We start from the raw sequence: 24,613 nt of genomic DNA on the forward strand, positions 1-24,613 counted from the left end.
ACGGCCGTCCACCCTCAGCCCTCAGCGCAGGAACGTGGTGACGACGTCGTGCAGGGCGGCGGTGGTGAGCTCCAGGGACGCGACGTCGACCCGTTCGTCGTTGCCGTGGAACAGGCCGCGCCAGGTACCGGGGTCCCAGCCCGCGCTGAGCAGGCCGAACCCGTAGGCCGGCACCCCGCGGCGCCGGTAGAAGCGCCCGTCCGTGCCGCCCGTGCCGAGGGTCGGCACGACCGGGGCGCCGCCGGTGCGAGCCGTCACGGTCCGCTCGATGACCCGGTAGAGGTCGGTGTCCGTCGGGGACAGCGACGGCTCCCCGAACCGGTCACCCACGATGTCGACGTGCTCGGTGAGGTCGCCCAGCGTCTCGGTCAGGAGCGCCTCGACGTCGCCGGGCCGGGTGCCCGGCAGGACGCGGATGTCGAGGGTGATCTCGGCCAGGCCCGGGATGACGTTGGGCTTGGACCCGGCGCCGATGACGGTCGGGGCCAGCGTCGTGTGGGTCGTCGCGTGCGCGACGGCGCCCAGGGCGCCGAGCCGCGGCAGGGCGTCGTCGAGCCGCTCCGGGTCGAGCAGGGCCGCGCGCAGGTCGGGCTCCGGCGCCAGCGCGTCCACGTACCGGCGCCAGAGGTCGCCGACGACGACCGGGCCGCGGGCGGCGGCGATGCGGCGCACGACCTCCGCGGCGATGACGATGGCGTTCCGGCCGCCCCACGGGCCGGAGCCGTGGCCGGGCCGGCCGTGCACGCGCAGGAGCCGGCCGGCGCCGCCCTTCTCGCCCACGGCCAGGGTCCGGGCGCCGAGCGGCCCGACGGGCACCCCGCCGGACTCGGTGAGCACGTGGTCGGCCTGCACGAGGTCCCAGCGGTGGGTCGTGAGCCAGTCGACCCCCCACACGCTGCCGTGCTCCTCGTCCGCGACGGCGGCGAGCAGCAGGTCGCCGCGCGGCGGGCGGCCGGACGTCGCGAGCGCCCGGGTCACGACGGCGTAGGCCGCCGTGAGCCCGAGCATGTCGATCGCGCCGCGGCCCCAGACCCAGCCGTCGACGAGCTCGGCCCCGAACGGGTCGCGGCTCCAGCCGTCCGGCTCGACGGGGACGACGTCGGTGTGCCCGACGAGGCCGAGGCTCGGGGCGTCGGGGGCGGTGCCGTGCACGCGCGTCACGAGGGACGTGCGCCCGGGCTGCGGCTCCACCCGCTCGAGGTCGAGGCCGGCACCGTCCAGGAAGTCCGCGATGGTCTCCGCGTTGCGGACCTCCTGCCCGGAGCCCACCGTGCCGTCGTTGACGCAGGCGTTGCGGATGAGCGCCTGCAGCAGCTCGACGGTCTGTCCCGCGAGCTCCTCCTCGGTGGTCGGCGTCCGCCCGGCGGTGGTCGTCGTGGCCGTGGTGGTCGTCGTCGTCATGCCGTCTCCAACCTCTGCACGGCCCGGCGGCCGGGGATGGCCGCGACGAGCTCGCGCGTGTAGTCCTCCTGCGGGTCCAGCAGGATCTGCTCCGCCGCGCCCGACTCCACGAGCCGGCCGCGGCTCATCACGCCGACCTGGTCGGCGACCTGCCGCACGACGGCAAGGTCGTGCGAGATGAACAGGTACGCGAGCCCGTGCTCCGCCTGCAGCCGCACCAGCAGCTCCAGGATCTGTGCCTGCACCGAGACGTCGAGCGCGGAGACGGGCTCGTCCAGCACCACGAGGTCCGGCTGGAGGGCGAGCGCCCGTGCGATCGCGACCCGCTGCCGCTGCCCGCCCGACAGCTCGCGGGGGCCGCGGCGCAGCACGTCGGCCGGCAGCGCCACGTCTTCGATCAGGGCCCGCGCCCGGTCGGCGCGCTCCGCGCGGTCGCCGACGCCGTAGGCGCGCAGCGGCTCCGCGACGATCTGCTCCACGGTGAACCGCGGGTCCAGCGACGCGTACGGGCTCTGGTACACCACCTGGAACCCGCGTCGCAGCGCGCGCAGCTCCCGTCCTCGCGCGGCGGTGATGTCCTGGCCGCGGAACACGACCCGCCCCGCCGTGGGGTGTTCGAGCCGCAGCGCCAGGCGCGCCGTCGTGCTCTTGCCCGAGCCGGACTCCCCGACCAGGGCGTACGTGCGCCCCCGCCCCACCGCGAGGCTCACGTCGTCGACCGCCACGAGGGTGCGGCGCTCCGCCCCGCGCGGCAGGGCGAACTCCTTGCGGACCCGGTCGAGCGCGAGGACCGGCGACGCCGTCCCCTCCGCGGCGGACGGCGCCTCGGGGCGCTCGACGTCCGTGGTGGGGCCGCGGTCGTCGCCGATGACGAGGCGCGAGCTCGCCAGGCTCGGGGCGGCCGCGATGAGGCGGCGGGTGTACGGGTGCTGCGGGTCGGCCAGCACGCGTGTCGCCGCGCCCTCCTCGACGATCACGCCGTCCTGGAGCACCAGGATGCGGTCCGCCCGGTCGGCGGCCACCCCGAGGTCGTGGGTGATGAGCAGCACCGCGGTGCCGGTCTCCCGCACGAGCGAGTCCAGGTGGTCCAGGATGCGCCGCTGCACGGTGACGTCCAGCGCGCTGGTGGGTTCGTCCGCGACGACCAGCCGCGGCCGGGCCGCGATGGCGATCGCGATGAGCACCCGCTGCCGCAGCCCGCCCGAGAGCTGGTGCGGGTACTGGCGGGCACGGCCCGCGGGGTCGTCCACGCCGGCCTGGCGCAGCAGCTCGACGGCGCGCACCCGGGCGTCCGCACGGCGCGCCAGCCCGTGGATCACGAGCACCTCGGCGACCTGGTCGCCCACGCGGACCACCGGGTTCAGCGAGACCGTCGGGTCCTGGGGCACGAGGCCCACGTGGCGGCCGCGCACGGCCTGCCACTCCTTCGCCGTGAGGTCGGACAGGTCGCGGCCGTCCAGCCGCAGGCGGCCGGCGGTGACCGTGCCGCCGCGCGGCAGCAGGTGCAGCGCGGCGTGCGCCGTCGTGCTCTTGCCCGAGCCGGACTCGCCGACCAGCGCCACCACCTCGCCGGCCCCGACCCGCAGGTCGACGCCGCGCACGGCGGGGCGCGTGCTGCCGTCGGCGGCGCGGTAGGCGACCTCGAGCCCGCTGATCTCGAGCACCGGCGCCTCGGGCGCGGGGCTATCGGTGGCCTGGGCATCGGTGACCGGGGTTCCCGTCACTGGTCCTCTCCCGTCTTCTCCAGGGCCCGCGACACGCGGTTGGCGGCGAGCACGACGGCCACGATGACGAGGCCGGGCAGTGTGGTGAGCCACCACGCGGTGGCGAGGTAGTCGCGCCCGCCGGAGACGAGCGCGCCCCACTCGGGCGCGGGCGGCGGGGTGCCGTAGCCGAGGAAGCTCAGCGCGGACACCGCCAGCACCGCGGTGCCGAAGTCGAGAGCGACGAGCGCGAGCACCGGGCCCGAGGAGTTCGGCAGCACGTGGCGCCCGAGCACGGCGGGCCACCGCAGGCCGGACGCCCGCGCCGCCTCGACGTACACGGAGGTCGACACGCGCAGCACCTCGGCCCGCATCACCCGGGCGAACGTCGCCACCGAGCCGATGCCGACGGCGACCGCCACCTTGACCGGCCCGAAGCCGAGCGCCGTGATGATCGCCAGGGACAGCAGGATGCTCGGGATCGCGAGGAGCACGTCGACCAGCCGGCCGATCACGTCGTCCACCCAGCCGCGCAGGAAGCCCGCGAGCAGGCCGAGCAGCGAGCCGAGGACGAGCCCCACGGCCACCGCGAGCGCCGTCGTGCGCAGTGTGAGCGAGGCACCGTGCACCACCCGGGCGTACACGTCGCGCCCCAGGTGGTCGGTGCCGAACCAGTGCGCGCCCGACGGCGCCTGGAGGCGGTCGGCGGGCACGCCGCCCAGCGGGTCCTGCGCGGTGAACGCCTGCGGCGCCACCGCCCACGCGGCGACGAGGAGCAGCACGGCGACCGCGACGAGCAGGCCTGGCCGGCGCAGCACGTGCCGCGCGCCGCGCAGGGTGCGCCCGGCGCCGTCGGCCCGGGCGGGCGTCGCCGCGGGGCCCGGCGCCGACGCGTCGGCCGCGGCGGGGCGGGTGAGGGTCTGGAGCGTCATGCGTTCACCGCCGTGGCTCGCTGGGGCGCGGCCCGGCGGGAGGCGCCCCGCGGGGTCCGGAGCTCGATCCGGGGGTCGAGCAGGGGGTACACGAGGTCGACCACGAGGGTCACGACGACGAACACGAGCGCGGAGAACGCCACGATCGCCAGGACCACGGGCGCGTCCTGCTGGTTGACCGACTGCACGGTGAGCCGGCCGAGCCCCACCCGGGAGAACACGGTCTCGGTGACGACGGCGCCCCCGAGCAGGCCGCCCACCATCACCCCGAGCACGGTGAACGCCGGGATGGCGGCGTTGCGCAGGGCGTGCGCGAGGTGCACACGGGTGCGGCTCGCGCCCTTGGCCCACGCCGTCTCGACGTAGGGCTCGCCGAGCGTGCCGCGCAGGGAACGGGACAGGACCTGCGCGAGCTGCGCCCCCGCCGGGACGGCGAGGGTGATCGTGGGCAGCACCAGGCTGATCGCCCCCTCGTTGCCGATCGCGGGGAACACCGGCACCCGGAACGAGAACCACTGCAGCAGCACCAGGCCCACGAAGAACGTGGGCAGCGCGACGCCGAGCGGGGGCAGCACGGCCAGCGCCTGGCGCAGGAACCGGGCCCGCGGGAAGACGCTCGCCACGGCGACCGCCGTGCCCCCGGCGACGGCGACCGCCAGCGCCGCCCCGGTGAGCTTGAGCGTCTCGGGCAGGGCCTGCGCCACGAGGGTCGTCGCGGGGGCGCCGCTCACGTAGGAGTCGCCGAAGTCGCCGGTCAGCACGCCGAGCAGGGCGTCGCCGTACTGCACGAGGATCGGGCGGTCGAGGCCGTACTCGGCGCGCAGCGCGGCGAGCTGGGCCGGGTCGACCTGGCTCACCTCGCCGCCGCCGGACGCGACCAGCGCGGCCGGGTCGCTCGGCAGGAGGTAGAGGACGAAGAACGCGACGGTGAACGCCGCCCACAGGACGAACAGCCCCTGCCCGGCGCGTCGCAGGACGTAGCGCGTCATCTCACTCCCCCGCGCCGTCGGTCACCCAGGCGTCGTAGAAGTCCAGGCGCGAGGAGGCCTCGAAGGTCAGTCCCTGGACGCGGTCGGACGCGGCGATCGTCGTGGACAGCTCGTAGACCGGGATGGCGTGCCCGCGCTCGATCAGGAGCTGCGAGGCCTCGGTGACGAGCCGCTCGCGCTCGTCGGGGTCGGTGGCGGCGGCGGAGTCGTCCAGCAGCTGGTCGACCTCCTCCGGGGAGCGCTGGTTGATGTTGCGGGCGGTCGCCGAGAAGATCGTGCGCAGCACGTCGGCGTCCGACCGGGTGAGGTTGTAGTAGTCGAAGTCGAAGTCGCCCGACTCCTTGGCGGCCTCCGACTCCGCGACCGTGACGTGCTTGAGCTGGAGGTCCACGCCGATCTGGCGCAGCTGCTGCTGCACCAGCTCGAGCGGCTCCGGCACCTGCCAGAAGGTGACCGTCGTGGTGAGCTTCTGCCCGTCCTTCTCCCGGATGCCGTCGGCGCCCTCGGTCCAGCCGGCGTCGTCGAGGATCTTCTTCGCGCCCTCGGGGTCGTAGGCGAGCAGGTCGTCGGCGCCCTCGAACAACGGCGTGGAGTGGGAGAGCACGCCGGTGGCCGGCTGGTCCTGCGGGGTCAGCACGGTGTCCACGATCTGCTGGCGGTCGATGCCCTTGACGAGCGCGGTGCGCACGGCCTCGTCGGCGGCCAGCGGGCTGGACTCGTTCGGGAACAGGTTGAACACGACGCCGGGGTTGGCGCGGTACTGCAGCCAGAAGCCGTTGCCGTCGAACTGCGGCAGGTCGACGGCGTTGAGCGCGGCGGTGGCGTCGATCTGGCCGGACTGCAGGGAGCCGGTGCGCACGCTCGCCTCGGGGATGACCTTGAAGGTCACGGTGTCCAGGTAGGCCTCGCCGGTGTGGTCATTGGCCTCGGAGGCCCAGTCGTAGCCCGTGACCTTCTCCAGCACGATCTCCTGGTCCTGGGTGTAGGACTTCACGGCGAACGGCCCGGAGCCGACGTACTTGCCCGCGCACCGGTCCTCGGCCGAGAGCGCCGCCGAGTCTGGCGACAGCAGGCCCAGGGAGAACGTCGACGTCGCCTGGAGGAACTGCGCGCTGGGCTCGTCGAAGTCGACGGTCACGGTGCGCTCGTCCACCACGGTGGTGCCCGCGTAGCCGACCAGGTACTGCGACCCGAGGGACGCGACCGCGCCCAGGTCGACGATCGCGTCGAAGTTCGTCTTCACCGCGGCCGCGTCGATCGGCGTGCCGTCGGCGAAAGCGGCGTCGTCGCGCAGGTGGAACGTGTAGCTGGAGGCGTCGTCGTTCACCTCCCAGCTCTCCGCGAGCCAGGGCAGGATCTCGCCGGACTCCGGGTCCTGAGCGGTGAGCGACGCGACGGTCTGGCGGGCGGCGGCGATCGCGTCGTTGTTGCCGACCTGCTGCGGGTCGATGCAGTGCGAGTCCACCGTGATGGCGAACGACAGGTCGCCGCCCGCGACGGGCTCGGCGTCGGCCGACGCGCCGGTCCCTGGGGCGTCGGCGCCCGTCGAGCAGGCGCTCAGCAGGAGGCCGGCGGCCGAGACGGTCGCGGCGAGCCCGACGGCGGGGCGGCGCGGGATGCGCGAGGTGCGCGGGGTGGTGGTCATCGCGTGGCAGTCCTCGTGGTCGTGCGGCGGGTCGTCCCCCGCGCCGGCGCGCGGCCGGGGCGCGGTCGTGGACGACCGGAGCCGTGCTTACCCCGCCGCGGGCGCGGCGGGGTCAGGTCGTTCCCGGAGCACCCCGTCACGTCGAAGGGTTGCTGGCCAGCGAGCCGGGCCTTGGGTGCTGGCGCTCGTCACCTGCGGCGCAGGGAACCGGCCAGGAGGCCGTGAGTCAAGGAAAGGGAAGGACGTCTCACATCACGGACGGGCCGCGTCGAGCCAGGCGGGCCGGCCCGCGGACGGGTGGCTGCACTAGTGCACAGGGGCCGAATCTCCCCATATCCGCACAGGTCAGCGGCGCGCGTCCATACGGTCATCGCATGCGATACCTGGAAGGGCCGTTCGAGCCCGTCACCGAAGAGATCACCGCCTACGGCCTGCCGGTCACCGGTCGGATCCCCGCCGAGCTGAACGGCCGCTACCTGCGCAACGGGCCCAACGCCCTGGGCGTGGAGGACCCCGCCGTGCACATCTGGGGCATGGGCCAGGGCATGGTGCACGGGGTGCGGCTGCGCGAGGGCCGGGCCGAGTGGTACCGCAACCGCTTCGTCCGGACGTCGGGGTTCGCGCCCATGGTGCACGTGATCGAGCACGCGCAGCGCACCTTCGCGCTGGCGGAGGGCGGCCTCCCGCCCGCGGAGCTGGACGACGAGCTGAACACCCTGGGGTCGTGCGACCTCGGCGCCACCCCGGAGGGCTTCATGGCGGGGGCGCACTCCAAGCACGACCCGCGCACCGGGGAGCTGCACTCCCTGTCGTACATGCCGGGCCGCGACGTCGTGCAGCACATCGTGACCGACGCCGGTGGCACGGTCACCGGCACCACCACGATCCCGATGACCCGCACGCCGTTCATGCACGACTTCGCGCTCACCGAGAACCACGTCGTGCTCTGGGACACCCCGCTCGGCTTCGACGGCTTCGAGTGCCGCTGGCTGCCGGACCACCCGACGCGGGTGGGCGTCATGCCCCGGGCCGGCGGTGAGGTGCGCTGGCACGACGTCGACCCGGTGCACGTCAGCCACACGCTGAACGCCTACGACGACGGCGACTCGGTCGTGGTCGACGTGATCACCACCGACGGCCCGTTCGACCCCGCCGCGCCCGGTGCGATCCGCCCGGCGCTGGACCGCTGGACGATCGGGGCGGGCTCGATCCACCAGCAGCGCGTGGACGACCGGCCGCAGGACTTCCCGCGCGTGAACGAGTCGCGTCTGACCCTCCCCTACCGTTTCGGCTACTCGGCGGCGACCGCCCTCTACGGGGTGCCGTTCGAGCCCGCGGGGGCACCGGGCGACGACACGTTCAGCAACGCCCTCGTCAAGCACGACCTCCAGCGCGGGACGGCCGAGGTGCACCGGTTCGGCCGGGACGAGGCGGTCGGTGAGGCCGTGTTCGCCGCGGCCGGGGCCGGCGAGGACGGTGTGGATGAGGACCACGGCTACCTGCTGACCTACGTCCACAACCCGTCGCGGAACGCCAGCGACCTGGTGATCCTCGCCGCCCAGGACTTCACCGGCGCGCCCGTCGCCCGTGTCCACCTGCCGGCCCGGGTCCCGCTCGGCCTGCACGGCAGCTGGCTCCCGGACCGCTGAGGCGTGGCAGCACGGTGCCGTGGCAGCACGGTGCCGTGGCAGCATGACGCCGTGAGCGAGGCGCCGCGATACCTCCGGATCGTCGCCGCCGTCGAGCGGCGCATCGCCGAGGGAGACCTCCGGCCCGGCGACCGCGTCCCCACGACCCGGGCGATCATGCACGAGTGGGGCGTCGCGATGTCGACCGCCACCAAGGCCCTCACCACGCTCCGACAGTCGGGCGTGATCGAGGCGGTCCCCCGGGTCGGCGCGGTGGTCGCCGCCCGGCGGCTGCCGTCACGCTCGGCGGGAGGGCTCGAGCGCGACGAGATCGTCCGGGCGGCGATGAAGATCGCCGACGCCGCCGGCCTGCCCGCGCTCTCCATGCGGGCGGTCGCGGCCGAGCTCGGCGTCGCGACGATGACCCTCTACCGGCATCTCGATGCCAAGGCGGAGCTCACCCAGCTCGTCGCGGACGCCGCGTTCGCCGAGATCACCTACCCCGACCCCCCACCGGGCTGGCGTTCCCACCTGCGGGTGGCCGCCAACCTCCAGTGGGAGACGTATCAGCGCCACCCCTGGTTGCCGCGCCTGGTCTCCATCGTGCGGCCCGCGACCCTGCCCGGGTTACTGGAGTACGGCGTGTGGACCCTGCGTGCGCTCGACGGCCTCGACCTGGACCCGACCACCCGGCTGCACGTGTACGGGACGCTGGTCAACTACGTGCGCGGCACGGCGGTGAACATCGAGTCCGAGGCGGTCGCCGAGCTGGACACCGGGATGACCAGCCGCCAGTGGACCGTCGCGCGGACCGCGGTCGACGGCCCGCTGGTCGCCCGGGTGACGCCGCCCGGCACGGACCTCGATCTCGAGTCCCTGTACGCCTTCGGGCTCGAGCGCCTGCTCGACGGCCTGACCCTGCTGCTCACGCCCCGTGAGGCGTCGAGACGCGACCTGGGCTGAGCGATCTCCGGCTGGTCAACCTGAGCGGCCCTCGACCGATGGAGGGCTGGGCCGGGTGGGCCCGTCCGTGCACGTGGCTGCTCTAGAACCGACAGGTTCCGGCACGCGCCAGAATCGGGTTCTGGATGTTTCGAGAGAGGCCGGCCGTGCACACGGCGAGAAGTGGTTCGTGAGCCGCCGTGCGCGGTCTCACGTTGCAGGCTTGACGGCTGAGACTGCCAGCATGGTTGGAATCGTGGCGAACCACCGCTCATAGTCACTCCACTGCTCTTCGGGTCGTTCGTGGTTCGGGAGCGTGGACGGCTCGACGAGTCGCCGGACGAGCAACCCATGACGGAAGAGCGCGTCCACGTACTGCTCGAGCGGGCGGTGATAGTGACGGTGACCACCGAACGTCTCGATCCACCACTCCGCCGGTTCGAGGTAACCGGCGACGCTGCGTGACCACGGTGGTGGACTGCCGCTGGGCGAAGGCTCCTGATGGAAGAAGGCAGGGTGCAGGACGGTGAAGATGAACCGACCGCCCGGCCGGAGGCCCCGCGCTACCGCTGCCACCACTGGATCCAGGGCAGGAAGATCCATCAAGACCATGTGGCAGACCACTGCGTCGTAGGCGTCCGGCTCGACTGGAACTTCGGTGGCGAGGTCACGGACGTCGAACTCGACGTCGGGGTAGGTGCGTCGCGCGGCATCGATCAGTTCAACACTGCCGTCGACACCGGTGACACGAGCCCCGGCGTCGGCAAGAATCCCGGCCAGCCAGCCGTGCCCACACCCGAGGTCCCAGACATCCATGCCAGCGGGGTCGCCAAGCTCCTCGTCGAGAACCGGAGCAAGGCGTCGAAAGAACGAGTCTGCTTCGCCTCCTACGAGTGCGACGTACGAACCGGCGACCGCGTCCCAACGGTCACGGTCGGTGCGCGATCGATCGTCGCTGCTCATCCGCTGAACCTACTGGACCACTCCGGAACACTCTCAACCGCCGTGCGCTTCTCCGTCCGATGGCAGCGACAGGTGGTCAATGCCACCAACAGCGACCGAACCTTGGACTCCACGATCAAGACAGGTGCTCTGAACTGCCACGGCCTGGAACGCCTGCGCAAGACCCACCGATTTCGGCGCCACGCCAGAACCGGGTTCTGGATGTTCAAGACCCTCGGCCGCGGGTACGCGCCGGTCCGTAGACTTGTCGTGCCCGCGTCAGGCGGGCGCATCCGTCTCCGCCATGAAGGGTATTCGTGTGACCAGCGTCGCGATCAAGGACCAGGTAGAGGTGGCCGTCCGCGCCGCCCTGACCCAGGTGCTGCCGGCCGAGTTGGCCGACGCCGACCCGGTGGTCCGACGATCCGACCACGCCGATTTCCAGGCCAACGGTGCACTCGCGGTCGCCAAGGACGTCGGTAGATCCCCCCGCAGCATCGCTCAAGACCTGATCGTGGGGCTGCCTCGGTACGGAGCGGAGGTCTCAGGGCCGGGCTTTGTCAACCTGACTGTGGCTGACGATGTCGTATGGCGCGCCGTAGCGTGCCGGGCCACGGACGATCGGCTCGGTGTCAGCTCGCCGCGATCGGGTGAGCGTGTCGTCGTGGACTACTCCGCGCCGAATGTGGCCAAGCAGATGCACGTCGGGCATCTGCGAAGCTCCGTGATCGGTGACGCGTTGGTTCGCGTGTTCGACCATCTTGGTTCTGACGTAACTCGCCAGAATCACATCGGCGACTGGGGCACGCAGTTCGGGATGCTGATCCGGTACCTCGACGAGCACCCCGAGGTGGACTGGCAGGGCCAGGGAGTCGAGACGATGTCGGCTCTGGACTCGCTCTACAAGGTCGCCCGCACGGAGTTCGAGGCCGATGCGGCGTTCGCGGATCGGTCGCGTGCCCGTGTCATCGCCCTGCAGGCGGGCGACGACCGGACGGTCGCGACCTGGCGTGACCTGGTCGCCGAGTCAGAGAAGGCGTTCGAGGCGGTCTACGCCCGCCTCGGGATCCTGCTCGACGATGGCGACTTCGACGGCGAGTCTCGCTACAACCGCTCCCTGCCAGGGGTCGTCGATGAACTGCTCGCTGCCGGGATCGCCAGCGAGTCCGACGGCGCCGTTGTCGCCTTCACCGACGACGTCAACGGACCGGACGGGGCACCGACACCCCTGATCATCCGGAAGAAGGACGGGGGCTACGGCTATGCCGCCACCGACCTCGCCACGATCCGCCTCCGTGTCGACGAGTACCGAGCCGATCGCATCCTCTATGTCGTCGATACTCGACAGGCGCTGCATTTCCGCATGGTGTTCAACGTCGCTCGCCGAGCCGGTTGGCTACCCGTGAAAGTGCACGCCGAGCATGTCCAGTTCGGTACCGTTCTCGGCACCGACGGGCGCCCGTTCAAGACTCGTGCCGGGAAGACGGTCCGCCTCGCCGACCTTCTCGACGACGCCGAGACGGCCGTGCGAGGCATCCTCCAAGAACGTGAGCACGGCTTCACTCAGTCCGAGGTCGACTCGGTCGTGCGCGCCGCTGGGGTCGCAGCGGTCAAGTACGCCGACCTCAACAACACCCGAACGAAGGACTACGTGTTCGACGTCGACCAGATGGTCGCCACGACGGGGAACACAGGCGTCTACCTGCAGTACGCGCACGCTCGGGTGTGCTCGATCTTGCGAAGGGCGACCGGCGACTCTGCGGTGGCGGGATCTGACGCGGAGATCCGCGTCGACGAGACCCTCCCGCTGCACCCCGCGGAACGGGCGCTCGGACTGATCCTCGACGGCTTCGAGCAGGCCCTGCGCGACGTGACAGACACCCTCGAGCCGCACCGCCTGTGTGGCTACCTCTACGACCTGGCAACCGCGTTCACCCGGTTCTACGACGCCTGCCCAGTGGTGAAGGCCGAGGGCGCGACGCGCTCCAACCGGTTGGCGTTGTGTGCCCTCACCGAGCGCACGCTCGCCGTTGGTCTTGATCTGCTGGGGATCCCGGCGCCTGAGCGAATGTAGCTGGCAGACCGCCGGCGTCGTCGCAGTCCGTTGGCGCCGGCGGTCAGCGCTCGACGCCTGCCGGTGTCGGCCAGATCCGTCGTGCCCCAACTCCCAAGATCGGCGCGTCAGATCCGATGGTGGTTTGAGACCGCCACCGATTCTGAAGCGCGTCAGAATCGGTTCTGGAGGTTCGAAACCCAAGTTGGTAGCGGTCCCGGTGCCAGCTCACCGGTTCGTGGCTCGTCCCACGAGGCCAGATTCGTAGGCTGTGATCACGAGCTGGACGCGGTCGCGGCACGCCAACTTCCGAAGGATCTCGGAAACATGCGACTTCACGGTCTGCTCGCCAATGAACAGTGCGTCCGCGATCTCGATGTTGGAGAGCCCGCGCGCGACAGCGAGCAGGACGTCACTCTCTCGGGGCGTGAGCGTGCCGAGGCGTGGAATGGGCCGATTCGTCGTGTGCCGTGATGCGAAGTCGTCGACGAGTCGTCGCGTGACCTTGGGGCCCAGGAGCATCGACCCGTCGGCAACCATGCGCACACCCTCGATGAGGCGCTCTCCGGTCACGTCTTTGAGGAGGAAGCCGCCGGCGCCGGCGTGGAGCGCGTCGTACACGTACTCGTCAAGGTCGAAGGTCGTGAGGATCAGGACTCGTGTGGCCGGGTGTTCGGTCGCGATCCGTGCGGTCGCCGCGATGCCGTCGAGCACCGGCATGCGGATGTCGACCACGGCGACGTCTGGTGCGGCTTGGCCGACAATGCGGAGCAGGTCGGAACCGTCGCGAGCCGTTCCGACGACCTCGAGGTCCGGCGCCGAGCCGATGATCGAGGTAAAGCCGTGGAGGACCACGGGCTGGTCGTCGGCGACGACGACGCGAATCACGCCTCGCCCTCCGCGTCCGGCCCCGGCGTCGACGCCCTGAGCCGGCCATCGTCGGCGACCGGGAGGGTGACGACGAGGACGAACGTCGAGTCCTCCACCTCCACGGTCACCGCTCCACCGAGCGCCTCCACCCGCTCTCGCATTCCGTGGAGCCCACGTCCCGGCTCGATCACGCGGGCGTGGCTTGTCGGGTTCGTGACGCGCAGACCGGCGACGTCGGCGACGTTCGCGATGACCATGCGTGTGGGGACACCGGGAGCGTGCCGGCGGGAATTGGTCAGGGCTTCCTGGGCTGCGCGGTAGAGGACGTACCCCTGAGCGTCGGGGATGCCCTCGCACTCGCCGGACAACGTGACGTCCTGGCCCGCGGCCTGTGCCTGCGCGACCAGGTCCGCGATGTCGCAAGCCGTCGGCTGTGGAGCTCGAGCGCTTCCGTCGGTTCGCTGCAGGACCGTGAGGACCTGGCGCAACTCGCTGAGTGCGGCGCGAGCGTCGTCGGCGATCTCGCCGAGCACCCCGCGCGCGTCGTCGTTCATGCCGGGGTAGGTGTAGGGAGCGGACTCGGCACGGACAGCCACCAGGGAAACGTGGTGCGCGACGACGTCATGCAGGTCGCGCGCCAGACGCGCACGCTCGACCGCGACCGACTCCACCTCGATCGCGCGCCGTTCTGCGGCGGCGGCAGCCCGATCGCGTCGTCGAGAAGCGAGGGCCAGCCGGACGACGAGGGCCGCCGTGACCACGAGTGCGATGGCCACCGTGTAGATGAGCCCTGCCTGGAGGGCTTCTCCTCCGCCGTAGGCTCCGGCGTAGACGGGGCCGATCGGCAGCGACGCAGGCACACCGCTGAGCGCGTAGAGCCAGGCGGTGGCCGTCGTAGCCACGAGCGGCACGGCAGCTCGTCGCCACGAATCCTGGAGCACGAGGCATGTGACCATGAGCAGGCCAAGCCACCAGCCCCAGACGAAGGTCCCCACAAGAGGGATGGTCACGAACGGCCACACCGCAAGAACGGTCGCGAGGACGGGCCGGCGGCGGCCGACAAGTACGGCAGCCACACAGCTCAGGCCGGCCGCCCACGCGAGGAACCACTGCAGGTCCCCGCTTTCCCACCAGCTGGTGTCGAGCAGGTACGGCGTGATGTTGCTGCTCGCCTCGGCCTCGTAGTCCGCGTACGACGGGGTCGGCAGCCACATGGGGGAGGCGAGAAGGAAGAGCCCGAGCAAGCCAGCGAGTATCGCGGAGGGGACGCCGCTCTTCGGGAGACTCAGCGGCCGGACGGGAGTGATCGTCGTGCTCATGGGGAGGATCATGGCCGGTCGCTACCACCCGTCACCACCGCCCTGAGAGGGACATCGCATCCCTCGCCCGAGGGGGAAGTCATATACGACTCGTTCCGCCGCGCGGACTCGTCGCGTGGTCGTAGCGTGTCGTCGCTCGGCCCAGAACGGGGTTGCGGGAGTCTGAGCGCCGAGTACATCTAGAGCTCCGACATCCCGTAATCGACCTGCAGACTGACGGCGACCACACCCCGCCAACGCACCACCTTCGTGTGGGTAGCGCCGGGCCACGGTGTATTGCGTGGTCACGAAGCGGCGCATGTACTTCCATGGTCAAGTGCGCCAGGAACCAGAACGCTCCACCACCGTCGTCGTCACCGGTCATCGCGGCATGATCGGTCAGGAGGTCGTCCGCACACTCGAAGCCGGAGGCATGGAGGTGCGCGGCCTCGATCTGGCCGACGGCCAGGACGTCAGGGACTCGGGCACCGTACGGGAGGCGGTCAGCGGCGCTCACTTCGTCGTGCACCTCGCAGCTCTCGACGATGCTGTCGACAACCCCGGTGCCATCGACCCCCGCTCGACCGGTGGGCCGGCCGCGGTGACGGAGACCAACGTCCGGGGCACCGCCGTGCTCCTCAGAGAAGCCGAGCGCTCACGCATCGATCGATTCGTGCTCCTCAGCAGCATCGACGTCCTTGGATGCTTCACGGGCCAAGGTCTCCCCGCCTACCTGCCGCTCGACGACGACCACCCGGTCGATCCCCGCGGAGCGTACGCACACTCGAAGCTGGCGGCTGAGGAGCTCTGCGCGGCGTTCACCGCGACGACCGGCACACCGACTCTCTGCCTGCGCCCGCCCGGTGTCGTCGACGCCGACATCGCCGCGCACATCCGAGCCGTCCGCAACGAGCACCCGGAGTCCGAGTACCTCCCGTTCTGGGAGTACGGAGCCTTCATCGACGTCCGCGACCTCGCCACGTGTATCTATCGTGCTCTCGTCGCACCCCGAGTGCGCGGGCATCACAGGTTCCTCGTCAACGGCCCCGACATCAGCTCGTCGAGGTTCACGACCCGGGAGCTTCTCGGCATGGTGGTTCCGGACGTACCGCTACTCGCCGAGGCCGTTCGAGAAGGAGGCTCGTACGCCCCTCTGCTCGACACCGGTCCCGTGCAGCACCTGCTCGACTGGAGCCCTCGGCACTACTGGCACCGGCAACCGGAGCACTGAGCCGCGGCGGCGTGTCCGCGCGACCTGCGCTCCCCGTCGGCACGAGGAGAGCTCACCCTCGGCGCAAGCGCAGGCCCAGCAGGTACAGCTCGCAACCGAGGCAGAGGCCGACGACGGCGTTGAGGCCGGCGGCCACGAAGGCGATCCCCGCGGCCCACGGCACGGCGGAGAGGACCCCCGCGAGGCCGAGGAAGACGCCGGCGCCGGTCACGACCAGACCGACGACCTGGGCGAACCGCGGCGGGCGCGGGTCCTCGAGCTCGACGGGCGGCGAGAGCCGGGGGCGCACCAGCGTCCGGAACAGCCAGCCCTGCACGGTGCCCTGTGCCCCGCGCACGGCGCCCAGCAGGAACCCGGCGGCCACGACGGCCAGCAGCACGAGCCCGGCCGGTGACGCGCCGAGCAGCACGACGACGGCGAGCAGCAGGGCCGTGATGCCCGCTCCCACCCGCGGGCCGCGCGGGTCGATGCCGGCCGGCGCCTGCGTGGCGGGGGCCTGCGTGGCGGGGCGCTCGGAGGTCATCAGTTCTCCTCAGGGACGGGTTTCGACAGGCTCAACCAGCAGGGACGGTGGCGTCCAGGGCCTGGCGCGCCTGCGCGGGCGACATGCCCCCGCTGCTGCGGGCGGCCTGCGCCCCCGCGGCATCGAGCACGAGCACGGTCGGGGTCTTGAGCACGCCGAGCTCGCGGACGAGGTCCAGGTGCTCCTCGACGTCGAGCTCGTGGTGCACCACGCCGGATTCGCGCTCGGCGAGCCCGCGCAGCACGCGGGCCGTGGCGCGGCACGGGGCGCACACCTCGGCGGAGAGCTGCACGAAGGTGGCGCGATCCCCCAGGCCGATGCCTCGCGCCGCCCAGTCCACGGCCAGGTCGCGCCGGGCCGGCGCCACGCGGACGCGGCCCTGACGGGCCCGCCAGAGCGCCCCGAGCACCACGGTGACGAGGACGAGCGCGCCCAGGACGACGAGCCGGGTCGACTGGTCGGTCATGGCTCCCCCTGTCGCGGTCGGGCGTCGGTCCGCCGCCATTCTCCTCGCCGCCCACCATCCGGTCGACGGGGTGCCCGCATGCCGGACATCGCCGCCGGGCTCAAGCCACCAAAGCCGCCGCGCCGTGCTCGACGGCGGTGAACCCTGCCGCCCGGCGCGCGTCGCGAGGGCCCCACAGGTCGGTCGTGACCTCGGCGCGCACCACGGGCGCCACCTCGGCGGCGAACCGCCGCAGCACGTCCTCCTGGTGCGTCGGGGCGAGCAGGTGGTTCACCGAGACCGACTGCAGCACGTGCCCGAAGGACCCGTGGTAGTCGAGGATCTTCTCGGCGACCCGCTCGGGCGAGCCGACGAGCGCCGGGCCGCGCTCGACGGCGTCCTCGATCGTCTCGAACGCCAGGGCCTTGCCGACGTGCGTGGCCGGGTCGTAGCCCCGGGACCGCAGCCGCGCGACCTGCCCCTCGTACAGCGGGCGGTACTGCTCGATCGCCTGCTCGGTGGTGTCGGCGAGGAACAGCCCGCCGGAGCCCGCACCGACGAACCCGTACGCCGGGTCGTGCCCGCCGGCCGCGTGGCGCTCGCGGTACCGGTCGATCAGTCGGCCGTAGTTCTCCCGCGGCTGCAGCGCGTTGGCGCTCACGATCGGGTCGCCCCAGCGGGCGGCCAGGTCGACGGCGAACTCGCTGGTCGCCGACCCGTGCCAGATGCGGAACGCTCCCGCGTACGGGCGCGGCAGGGTGGTGGCGTGCTCGAGCCCGTGCCGGTGGCGCCCGCTCCACGTGACGTCCTCGGTGGAGAGCAGCAGGCGCAACAGCTCGTAGTTCTCCTCGAGGTACTCGTACTGCTGGGTGATGTCGAGCCCGAGCAGCGGGTACTGCAGCTCCTCGTTGCCCTTGCCGATGACGATCTCCAGCCGCCCTCGGGAGAGCTGGTCGACGGTCGCCAGGTCCTCGGCCACCCGGATCGGGTCGAGCAGGGACAGCACGGTCACGCCCGTGGACAGCAGGATGCGGTGCGTCCGGGCCGCGACCGCCCCGAGGATGACGGTCGGCGCGGACGACAGCACGTCGCCGGCGTGCCGCTCCCCCACCGCGAACGAGTCGAACCCGAGCTCCTCGGCCAGCACCGCGTGCTCGACGACGCGCTCGAGGCGGTCCGCCGGGGGCACCGCCGCCCCGGTGACGGGGTGCGGCGGGTTGAAGACGATGTCGAGCAGCTGGAAGCGCATCAGGCCACGCGCTCCTCGGTCCCGGCGCCCGACGTCGCGGCCTCGGCAGCAGCGCGGTCGCGCGCGGCCACGCCCTCGCGCACCAGCGGGATGACGTAACGGCCGAAGTCGACCGCGTCGTCGAGCAGGTCGTAGCCGCGCGCGGAGATGACCCGCACGCCGAGGTCGTAGTAAGCCAGCAGCGCCTCGGCGACCTGCTCGGGCGTGCCGACGAGCGCGTTCGAGTTGCCGGCCCCGCCGGTGGCCTTCGCCGTCGCGGTCCACAGCGCGGTGTCGTACCGGTCGCCGGCCGCGGCGATCTCGAGAAGCCGCTGCGAGCCGGCGTTCTCGGGCTTGTCGATGGGATGCCGGCGCGAGAGCTGCCCACCGAGCGCCGCCTTGCGGGCCTCGATGCGGTCGAGCACCCGGTGCGCCTTCTCCCAGGCCAGCTCCTGCGTGGGCGCGACGATCGGGCGGAACGCGGCGTGGATGCGCGGCGGCGTCGCGCGGCCGGCGGCCGCGGCCTCGGCGTGCACGCGGTCGATCTGCTCCCGGGTGCGGTCCAGCGGCTCTCCCCAGACGGCGTAGATGTCGGCCTCCGCCGCGCCGACCCGGAACGCCGCGTCCGAGGACCCGCCGAACGAGACCGTGGGCACGTGCCCCTCGAACGGCTTCGCGTCGAGCACGAAGTCGTCGAAGTCGTAGAACTGCCCGTGGTGGTCGAACGCCTCCGGGCTGGTCCACGCCTGCTTGACGATCCGGATGTACTCGTGGGTGCGGGCGTACCGCCCGTCCTTGGTGAGGGTGTCTCCCTCCCGCCCCTGCTCGTGGTCGTTGCCGCCGGTGATGAAGTGCACCGAGAGGCGTCCGCCCGAGAGCTGGTCGAGCGTCGCGAACGTCTTGGCCGCGTAGGTCGGGTACGAGACGTTGGGCCGGTGCGCCAGCAGCAGCTCGATGCTCTGCAGCCGGGCCGCGGTGTACGCGGCGAGCGCGGCCGGCTCGGGACCGGACGACCCGTAGGCGAACAGGACGCGCGTCCAGCCGTTGTCCTCGTGGGCGCGCACGATGCGCTCCAGGTAGGCGGGATCGAACGCGGCGGTGCTGCGGGCCGACGTCTCGGAGGCGTCGTTCGTGGTGGCGATACCGAGGAACTCGACGGGCATGGGGTCTCCTTCGTCGTGGTGAGGCTGAGGGCGGTGCCGGGCAGGTCAGGCTCCGGCGGCGGGCCCGTCCGTCGGGGCGGTCGCCGGCAGCCCGGCGTCGCGCCAGGCGGGGAACCCGCCGTCGACGTGCGTGACGTCGGTGTAGCCGCGGGCGGCGAGCTCGGCGGCGACCGGCCCCGAACCGTTCACCGACCCGCACACCACGACGACCGGGGTGTCGAGGGAGATGGCGGGCGCACCGGCCGGACCGAAGAGGGCGTCCAGGTCGTCCCGGTCGGCGAGCGTCGCCCCCGGGATCTCGCCGGTGGCCGCGCGGCCCCCGGCCGAGCGCACGTCGATCAGCAGGGCGCCGCCCTCGACCCGCGCGCCGGCCGCGCGCGCGTCCTGCGGCGGCGTCGTTCCGGGCGTGGCGGTCTCTGATGTGGTCATGGGGTTCTCCTCTGATGTCGGTGCGGGATCAGCGCGACGTGGCCAGGGCGGGCACGCGCGGCGCCGCACCCTCGGTCGCGCCCCACGCCTGGGCGAGCAGCGCGAACGACCGCTGCCGGTCGGCGGGGTCATGGGTGGCGGTGGTGACGAGCAGCTCGTCGGCACCGGTGACGCGCGACAGGGTCTCCAGGCGCTCCACGACGGTCGCCGGGTCGCCGACGACGCGCGTGTCGACCCGGTCGGCGACCACGGCACGCTCGGCCTCGGGGCGCTCCGCCCAGGGCGTGGCGTCCGCAGGGCGCGGGTAGGCGATCGCGCCGTCCACCCCGCGGCGGATGGACAGCACCCAGTCGGCGAACGGCGCCGCGAGCTCGCGGGCGCGCTCGGTCGTGTCGGCCACGAGCACGTCGGCGGACACCACCACGTACGGCTCCGCGAGCACCCCCGGACGGAACGCCGCCCGGTACGCGGCCACCGTGTCGAGGGTGTTCGACGGGCTCACGTGGTAGTTCGCCGCCAGGGGCAGGCCGAGCTCCCCGGCCACGCGGGCGCTCTCGCCGCCGGAGGACGCGAGCACCCACAGGTCGAACGCCGCGTCCTGGACGGGCGGGGACACGTACCGGCGACCGCCGTCGTCGGCGTACGTCCCCGCCCGCAGGCCGAGCACGAGCTCGACCTCGGCGCGGAAGCTCGCGGGGGTGCGCGAGGCGCCCACCACCGCGGCCTGGGCCAGCGCCCGCTCCCGCAGCGCCGAGTCCCCCGCGGTCGGCGGGGCCGGCGGCACGTACAGCCCGTCGACGACGCGCGGCCCGCTCGCCGCCGGCCCGGCCGGGCCCGGGCGCGTCCCGCCGCCCTTCGGCGGCGAGAAGGCGCGACCCAGGCCGAGGTCCACCCGCCCCGGGTGCAGGGCGGCGACGGTGCCGAACTGCTCGGCCGCGACGAGCGGGCTGGTCGTGCTCAGCAGCACGGCGCCCGACCCCACGCGGATCCGCTCCGTGCGGGCGGCGACGGCGGCCGCGAGCACCGCGGGCGAGGCCGACGAGACGCCGGGTGACAGGTGGTGCTCGGCGTACCAGACCCGGCGGTAGCCGAGCCGGTCGAGGTCCACGGCGAGGTCGACGGCGTCACGCACCGCCTGCGCACCCGTGCGTCCCTCGGGCACGAGCGCGAGGTCGAGGACGGACAGGGGCACCCGGGTGGGGTCGGTCATGGTGGTCTCCTGGTCGCGGGCGGCGCGGGGTCGTGCGTGGTGGGGTCGCGGACGGGCTCGATGCCGTCACTCGGTCTTGGGCAGGCCCGGCGGGTTCGTCTCGGGCTTCTCGACCGCCTCGGTCTCCAGGCCCCAGCGCTCGAGGACCTGGGCGTAGGTGCCGTCGTCGAACGCCTGCTGCAGCGCGGCGGTGACGGCGGGGGCGAGGTCGTCGCCCTTCTTGGTCGCGACGGCGATCTGCGCGGTGTCGGGCCAGCCCCCGTTGAGGGTGCCGACGACGGCGAGCTCGTCCGGCGCGATCTTGGCCTGGTACGCGAGGGAGGCGTTGGGGCCGACGTAGACGTCGAGCCGTCCGGACTTCAGGGCGAGCAGCACGTCGGAGAGCTGCTCGTAGTACTCCGGCTGCCCGCCCGCGATGGGCTCCAGCCCTTCGGCGACGTTCTGGTCGTTCCACTCGAGCAGGATCTTCTCCTGGTTGGTGCCCGAGCCGACGCCGACCCGCAGGCCCGCGACGTCCTTCCGCTCGGCGATCTCCGGCACGTCGGAGCCGGCCTTGGTCAGCCAGCCCAGCTCGTCGTTGCGATAGGAGGAGAAGTCGATGGTCTCCTTGCGCTCCTCGGTCACGGTGACGTTGGAGATGACGGCGTCGACGTCGCCGGACTGCAGGGCCAGGGGCCAGTCGGCCCAGGCCTTGACCTCGAGGCGGAGGTCCTTGCCCAGGCCGTCGGCGACGAGCTGCGCGATGTCGGTCTCGTTGCCGATGGGCGTCTTGTCGTCGTCGGCGAAGAAGCCGAGGGGCGGCGCCGCGCCGGCGCTGACGGCGACGACGAAGTCGTCCTTGTCCGCGAAGGCCTCGGGCAGCAGGCCGACGGCCTCGGCCGACTCGGTGGACCGGACCCGGTCCTGGTCCGGGCTGGTGCTGACCTCCAGCCCGGCGGCGGCCGCGCCCTCGGAGCTGGTGCCGGCCGGGGCTTCGGCGCCGTCGGCAGTGCCGGCGGCCTCGGGGGCCGACGTGCTCACGCCGGCGCAGGCCGTGAGGGCGAGCAGCGGGAGGGTGGCGAGCAGGGCGAGCGCGCGGGCTCGACGGGTCGGTGCGGTCACGGGTGTCTCCTGGGTGGGTGCGGCCGGGGCGGCGGGGCGAGGGGCGGGGAACGTCGAGGGTCAGAGGACCCGGTCGAGGAAGGCGCGTGTGCGTTCGTGGCGCGGGTGGTCGAGCACCTGGGCGGGCGGCCCCTGCTCGACGACGACGCCGTCGTCCATGAAGACGACCGAGTCGGCGACCTCGCGGGCGAAGCCGATCTCGTGGGTGACGACGACGAGCGTGGTGCCGGTGCTCGCGACGTCCTTGATGACCTCGAGGACCTCGCCCACGAGCTCGGGGTCGAGGGCGGAGGTGGGCTCGTCGAAGAGGAGCACCCGGGGCCGCAGCGCCAGCGCGCGGGCGATCGCCACGCGCTGCTGCTGCCCGCCGGAGAGCTGGCGAGGCCGCGCGTCCGCCTTGTCGGCCAGGCCGACCCGGGCGAGCAGCTCGCGCGCCTCGGCCTCGACCTCGGCGCGCGAGCGGCGCTGCGCGGACAGCGGCGCCTCGACGACGTTCTCGAGCGCCGTGAGGTGCGGGAACAGGTTGAACCCCTGGAAGACGAACCCGATCCGGGTGCGCTGGCCGAGGATCTCCCGCTCCTTCAGCTCCTGCAGCACGTCGCCCCGGCGTCCGCGGCAGCGGCGGTAGCCCACGAGGTCGCCGTCCACCGTGACGAACCCGGCGTCGACCTTCTCGAGGTGGTTGATCGCGCGCAGCAGCGTGGACTTGCCCGATCCCGACGGCCCGAGGACGACCGTGACGGTGCCGGGCTCGAAGGTGAGATCCACGTCCCGCAGCACCTCGAGCGTGCCGAAGCTCTTGTGCACGCCGTGCACCTCGACGCGGCCGGCCGCACGGTGCGGTGCTCTGGTGGTCATGCGGGGCCTCCCGAGGTGCGTGCGGTGCGGGTGAGGACGCCGACCCGGGCGCGGGCGGCGAACGCCGGCGGCACGTGCGGGGGCACGGGTCGGCCGGTGAGGCGTGCGCGGGTCACGGCGGACGACCAGCGCAGCCGCTGCAGCGGCGTGGGCGGCAGGGTGCGCACGGCACCCTTCGCGTAGTGCCGCTCGACGTAGTACTGGACGATCGTGATCAGCGTGGTGAGGACCAGGTACCAGATCGCCGCGACGATCAGCAGGGGCACCACCTTGCCGTTGCGGCCGTAGATGACGGACGCGATGTAGAACAGCTCGCCGTACGCCAGCACGTACACGATCGAGGTGCCCTTGAGCAGGCCGATCACCTCGTTGACCGCCGTCGGCACGATCGAGCGCATCGCCTGCGGCAGCACGATGCGGGTCACCTGGCGGCGGCGCGGGATGCCGAGCGACGCGGCCGCCTCCTGCTGCCCCTGGTCGACGCTGAGGATGCCGGCGCGCACGATCTCGGCGGAGTACGCGGCCTGCGAGAGCCCCAGGCCCAGGATGGCGGCGCCGAACTTGTCGATGACACCGAGGGTGTCGAACCAGAGGAACTCGGGGCCGAAGGGGACGCCGAGGCTCAGGTGCGGGTACAGGTAGGCGAGGTTGTACCAGAGCAGCAGCTGCAGCAGCAGGGGCACGGAGCGGAACACCCACGTGTACGCCCACGACACCCCGACCAGCAGCGGCGAGCGCGACAACCGCATGAGTGCCAGCACGGTGCCCAGCGCGAAGCCCACGACCGAGGCCGCGGCGGTGAGGCGGATCGTCGCCCACGCCCCGGAGAGGATCGAGGGCCAGGTGAGGTACTGCGCGACGACGTCCCACTCCCACCGGTCGTTGGTGAGCAGCGAGCTGACGACCATGGCCACGAGCACGGCGACGCAGGCGGTCGCGACCCATCGGCCGGGGTGGCGCGCGGGGACGATGCGCAGGTGCGAGTACGGGGTGGGCGAGGCGTCCGGCGGCGGCGTCGCTGCCGCCTCGCCCCGGGTCCCCGGGGTGGTGACGGCGGTCATCGGGGCGACCTCTCGCCCGCCGCGACGGCGACCGGCACGTGGTTGCCCGGCGGCGGGGCTGGGCAGGTGCCGTGGTCGCTGAACGCGTACGGCAGGTTGACGGCGTCGTTGAGGTCGAGCCGCGCGACGCCCGCGGCGCCGGGGGCGAGCCCGTCCGGGAGCCCGGGTCGCACCACCCGCCAGGGCGCGACGCCGCCGGCCTCGTCGCTGAACAGCAGCGTCGGGGCGCCGCCCGGGCCGCCGGTCAGGACGAGGGTCACGGTCCGGTCGCCCCTGGTCAGGTCGAGCTCGCCGACCGCCTGCAGCCGGTGGACCAGGCCCGGGCGGGCGGCGCCGACCACGACGTCCTGCGGCGCGGCGTACAGCCGGACGGGCACCTGGAGCTCCCACGACGGGTCGTGGTCGAAGACCGGCACGCCGGCGAAGTCGAGGCGGGCGCGGGCGTGCGGGTCGCGCAGCCGGATCGCCAGGCGGCCCGTGCGCCGCACCAGCTCGATCGCCACCGCGGCCGTCTCGCCGGCCGTGCCCCCGGCCGCCACACCGGGCTGGCCGGCCTCGTGGTCGACGGGCTCGCGCCCGGCCGGCAGGAAGGTGCCCAGCACGACGCTTCCGCCCTCGGGGACGTCGCCGTCGTACGCGCCGTCGACGACGGCCGGCCCTTGCACCAGCGGGCCCTTCGTCTCCCCCGGCCGCAGGTGGGCTCCGGCGTCGTCGGCCAGCCACAGCCCGGGGACGCCAGGGAGGGGCTCCGGGCGCGACGGGAGCCAGTGGAAGCCGGCGAGGCTGAGCCAGCCGTGCGGCAGGGCGAGCTCCTGCTCGCGGTCGGCGTGTCGGCGCGCGCGCCGGTCGGCGGCGGGGTCGGGGCGGCGGTCGTGGTGCCGGCCCGCCGCGGGATCGGCGGCGCGTGCTTTCGGTGCGTCGGTGACGGTCATCGGGGGCCTCCGGTCACGAGAGGGCGGGC

The 24,613-nt window shown here is 73.0% G+C and carries 22 protein-coding genes and 1 riboswitch; of the genes, 4 read left to right on the forward strand and 18 right to left on the reverse strand.

Annotated elements, in window-relative coordinates; genetic code table 11:
• Positions 1-21 precede the first annotated feature (21 nt).
• Genes B5Y66_RS15180 through B5Y66_RS15200 form a run of 5 tightly spaced genes read right to left on the reverse strand, consistent with a single transcriptional unit; the run spans position 22 to position 6,670 of the window.
• Complete coding sequence (locus B5Y66_RS15180; RefSeq protein ID WP_079575320.1) at positions 22-1,401, reverse strand: M20/M25/M40 family metallo-hydrolase; 1,380 nt, start codon at positions 1,399-1,401, stop codon at positions 22-24.
• Positions 1,398-3,125 (reverse strand): dipeptide ABC transporter ATP-binding protein, encoded by a 1,728-nt coding sequence (locus tag B5Y66_RS15185; RefSeq protein WP_079575321.1) that lies wholly within the window; start codon positions 3,123-3,125, stop codon positions 1,398-1,400. Before B5Y66_RS15185 ends, B5Y66_RS15180 begins: the two co-directional genes overlap by 4 nt.
• Positions 3,122-4,036, reverse strand: coding sequence for an ABC transporter permease (locus tag B5Y66_RS15190; RefSeq protein ID WP_079575322.1), 915 nt, complete (start codon positions 4,034-4,036; stop codon positions 3,122-3,124). The genes B5Y66_RS15185 and B5Y66_RS15190 overlap by 4 nt, the downstream gene beginning before the upstream one ends.
• Positions 4,033-5,025 carry an ABC transporter permease gene (locus tag B5Y66_RS15195; RefSeq protein WP_079575323.1) on the reverse strand — a complete coding sequence of 331 codons (993 nt, stop codon included), beginning with the start codon at positions 5,023-5,025 and terminating at the stop codon, positions 4,033-4,035. Before B5Y66_RS15195 ends, B5Y66_RS15190 begins: the two co-directional genes overlap by 4 nt.
• A gap of 1 nt (position 5,026) precedes the next feature.
• A complete protein-coding gene (locus B5Y66_RS15200) occupies positions 5,027-6,670 on the reverse strand; it encodes an ABC transporter substrate-binding protein (protein ID WP_079575324.1) in 1,644 nt (547 codons plus the stop codon).
• A 78-nt stretch (positions 6,671-6,748) separates the two neighbouring features.
• Positions 6,749-6,863: riboswitch (SAM riboswitch) on the reverse strand.
• A 181-nt stretch (positions 6,864-7,044) separates the two neighbouring features.
• On the opposite strand from B5Y66_RS15200, the gene B5Y66_RS15205 reads away from it, so the two are divergent.
• Positions 7,045-8,319 carry a carotenoid oxygenase family protein gene (locus B5Y66_RS15205; RefSeq protein ID WP_079575325.1) on the forward strand — a complete coding sequence of 425 codons (1,275 nt, stop codon included), beginning with the start codon at positions 7,045-7,047 and terminating at the stop codon, positions 8,317-8,319.
• Positions 8,320-8,370: 51 nt separating this feature from the next.
• Positions 8,371-9,261: a GntR family transcriptional regulator gene (locus tag B5Y66_RS15210; protein WP_139820905.1), complete on the forward strand. Its 891-nt coding sequence runs from the start codon at positions 8,371-8,373 to the stop codon at positions 9,259-9,261.
• Between the two features lie 189 nt (positions 9,262-9,450).
• Here B5Y66_RS15210 and B5Y66_RS15215 read toward each other — a convergent pair whose 3' ends face one another.
• Positions 9,451-10,203 carry a class I SAM-dependent methyltransferase gene (locus B5Y66_RS15215; protein WP_079575327.1) on the reverse strand — a complete coding sequence of 251 codons (753 nt, stop codon included), beginning with the start codon at positions 10,201-10,203 and terminating at the stop codon, positions 9,451-9,453.
• Between the two features lie 298 nt (positions 10,204-10,501).
• Between B5Y66_RS15215 and argS the strand changes: the two genes are divergently transcribed.
• The gene (argS, locus tag B5Y66_RS15220; protein WP_245807146.1) at positions 10,502-12,256 is read left to right on the forward strand and encodes an arginine--tRNA ligase; all 1,755 of its coding nucleotides are present in this window, start codon (positions 10,502-10,504) and stop codon (positions 12,254-12,256) included.
• A gap of 207 nt (positions 12,257-12,463) precedes the next feature.
• Here the strand turns inward: argS and B5Y66_RS15225 are convergent, their stop codons facing one another.
• Positions 12,464-13,123 carry a response regulator transcription factor gene (locus B5Y66_RS15225; RefSeq protein ID WP_079575329.1) on the reverse strand — a complete coding sequence of 220 codons (660 nt, stop codon included), beginning with the start codon at positions 13,121-13,123 and terminating at the stop codon, positions 12,464-12,466.
• On the reverse strand, positions 13,120-14,424 hold the full coding sequence (locus B5Y66_RS15230; RefSeq protein WP_176168886.1) for a sensor histidine kinase: 1,305 nt from the start codon (positions 14,422-14,424) through the stop codon (positions 13,120-13,122). Before B5Y66_RS15230 ends, B5Y66_RS15225 begins: the two co-directional genes overlap by 4 nt.
• A 280-nt stretch (positions 14,425-14,704) precedes the next feature.
• Between B5Y66_RS15230 and B5Y66_RS15235 the strand changes: the two genes are divergently transcribed.
• Positions 14,705-15,634: an NAD-dependent epimerase/dehydratase family protein gene (locus B5Y66_RS15235; RefSeq protein WP_217700817.1), complete on the forward strand. Its 930-nt coding sequence runs from the start codon at positions 14,705-14,707 to the stop codon at positions 15,632-15,634.
• A 52-nt stretch (positions 15,635-15,686) separates the two neighbouring features.
• Here the strand turns inward: B5Y66_RS15235 and B5Y66_RS15240 are convergent, their stop codons facing one another.
• The 10 genes from B5Y66_RS15240 to B5Y66_RS15285 form a co-directional block, all read right to left on the reverse strand.
• Positions 15,687-16,157, reverse strand: coding sequence for a DUF4395 domain-containing protein (locus B5Y66_RS15240; protein ID WP_079575332.1), 471 nt, complete (start codon positions 16,155-16,157; stop codon positions 15,687-15,689).
• Between the two features lie 31 nt (positions 16,158-16,188).
• On the reverse strand, positions 16,189-16,623 hold the full coding sequence (locus B5Y66_RS15245) for a thioredoxin family protein (protein WP_079575333.1): 435 nt from the start codon (positions 16,621-16,623) through the stop codon (positions 16,189-16,191).
• Between the two features lie 100 nt (positions 16,624-16,723).
• Positions 16,724-17,851 (reverse strand): LLM class flavin-dependent oxidoreductase, encoded by a 1,128-nt coding sequence (locus B5Y66_RS15250; protein ID WP_079575334.1) that lies wholly within the window; start codon positions 17,849-17,851, stop codon positions 16,724-16,726.
• The gene (locus B5Y66_RS15255; RefSeq protein ID WP_079575335.1) at positions 17,851-18,993 is read right to left on the reverse strand and encodes an LLM class flavin-dependent oxidoreductase; all 1,143 of its coding nucleotides are present in this window, start codon (positions 18,991-18,993) and stop codon (positions 17,851-17,853) included. Before B5Y66_RS15255 ends, B5Y66_RS15250 begins: the two co-directional genes overlap by 1 nt.
• Positions 18,994-19,038: 45 nt before the next feature.
• Positions 19,039-19,422 carry a rhodanese-like domain-containing protein gene (locus B5Y66_RS15260; RefSeq protein ID WP_079575336.1) on the reverse strand — a complete coding sequence of 128 codons (384 nt, stop codon included), beginning with the start codon at positions 19,420-19,422 and terminating at the stop codon, positions 19,039-19,041.
• A gap of 28 nt (positions 19,423-19,450) precedes the next feature.
• Positions 19,451-20,632: an LLM class flavin-dependent oxidoreductase gene (locus tag B5Y66_RS15265; protein ID WP_079575337.1), complete on the reverse strand. Its 1,182-nt coding sequence runs from the start codon at positions 20,630-20,632 to the stop codon at positions 19,451-19,453.
• A gap of 66 nt (positions 20,633-20,698) precedes the next feature.
• On the reverse strand, positions 20,699-21,733 hold the full coding sequence (locus tag B5Y66_RS15270) for an ABC transporter substrate-binding protein (protein ID WP_079575338.1): 1,035 nt from the start codon (positions 21,731-21,733) through the stop codon (positions 20,699-20,701).
• A 60-nt stretch (positions 21,734-21,793) separates the two neighbouring features.
• Positions 21,794-22,591, reverse strand: coding sequence for an amino acid ABC transporter ATP-binding protein (locus tag B5Y66_RS15275; protein WP_079575339.1), 798 nt, complete (start codon positions 22,589-22,591; stop codon positions 21,794-21,796).
• Complete coding sequence (locus B5Y66_RS15280) at positions 22,588-23,652, reverse strand: amino acid ABC transporter permease (RefSeq protein WP_079575340.1); 1,065 nt, start codon at positions 23,650-23,652, stop codon at positions 22,588-22,590. The genes B5Y66_RS15275 and B5Y66_RS15280 overlap by 4 nt, the downstream gene beginning before the upstream one ends.
• Positions 23,649-24,584 (reverse strand): DUF1684 domain-containing protein, encoded by a 936-nt coding sequence (locus B5Y66_RS15285; RefSeq protein WP_079575341.1) that lies wholly within the window; start codon positions 24,582-24,584, stop codon positions 23,649-23,651. Before B5Y66_RS15285 ends, B5Y66_RS15280 begins: the two co-directional genes overlap by 4 nt.
• Positions 24,585-24,613: the final 29 nt, after the last annotated feature.

Origin of the sequence: Krasilnikoviella flava, assembly GCF_900167525.1 — a bacterium.
Classification (GTDB): domain Bacteria; phylum Actinomycetota; class Actinomycetes; order Actinomycetales; family Cellulomonadaceae; genus Isoptericola; species Isoptericola flavus.